The organism is Vibrio sp. T20, from assembly GCF_007858795.1.
Classification (GTDB): domain Bacteria; phylum Pseudomonadota; class Gammaproteobacteria; order Enterobacterales; family Vibrionaceae; genus Vibrio; species Vibrio satsumensis.
This window is the reverse complement of the sequence record NZ_VFEB01000086.1, coordinates 1-1001: the sequence shown is the minus strand read 5'-3', so window position 1 is coordinate 1001 and position 1001 is coordinate 1. Positions and strand designations below refer to the sequence as shown.

1 protein-coding gene is annotated in these 1001 nt (G+C 46.6%); it reads right to left on the bottom strand.

Annotation, left to right across the window (positions count from 1 at the left end; translation table 11 throughout):
- Nucleotides 1-20: 20 nt before the first annotated feature.
- Nucleotides 21-1001, bottom strand: a 981-nt coding sequence (locus FTW16_RS08395) for a flagellin (RefSeq protein ID WP_146490678.1), incomplete at its 5' end; no start/stop codon positions are given.

Below are 1001 nucleotides of genomic sequence, written 5' to 3'. Positions count from 1 at the left end.
CAACGTGGCCTTTCAATCGATTAACCTAGTAGGCTAAGTGCCGAGTTCGGAGCTTGCTTCGCTTGAGCAAGAATCGAGCTTGAAGCTTGAGAAAGGATCTGAGACTTAGTCATCTGAGTCGTTTCTTTCGCGAAATCGGTATCTTTAATACGGCTCTTAGATGCGTTAACGTTCTCGTTAATGTTGTCTAAGTTGCTGATAGCGTGGTCGAAACGGTTTTGGAAAGCACCTAGCTCAGCACGGTGGCTGTCTACATACTTAAGTGCCGCATCGATAACGGCTACAGACTCTTGTGCGCCACCAACTGATGTTACGTCGATAGTATCAACCGTTACGTCTTTGCCAGGTTGCATGCCTAGTTCACCAGCAAGGCTGCCAGAGAATGCCACTTCGCCTTCAACTTTGTTGTTACCAGTAAACATTTGTAGCTTACCATCTTCAGTTACAGACGCTTTCACAGAGTCTTGTTGACCGTTGATGTACGTTGCTAGCTCTTCGATATCGTCACCCGCTTTTGCGTTGATGTCGATTTCTTGTGCTTGACCGAAGTTATCAGTGAACGACAGTTTTAGGTCGTTAGAGCCAGCTTGAACGTTCCAATCTTTGTCTTTCGCGTTCTCAGTTTGGTAGCTCTTACCACCCATCTGAGCATTATCAGAGCGCATGTCTTTCAGTTGAAGCATTACCGCTTCACCGTTATCCGCACCGATTTGGAATGATTTAGTGCCGTGAGTACCGTTAAGCAGCTTGTTACCACCAAAAGACGTGGTTTCCGCGATACGGTTTAGTTCGTCGTTCAGTGCTGTTACTTCTTCTTGAATCGCTACACGCTCAGATTTTGAGTTTGAGCCGTTTGAAGATTGTAGAGACAAATCACGCATACGTTGCAGGATGTTAGTCGTCTCGTTCATTGCACCTTCAGCAGTTTGTGCAATCGAGATACCGTCGTTCGCGTTACGTACTGCAACATCAAGGCCGCGGCTCTGAACGTTCAAACGGTT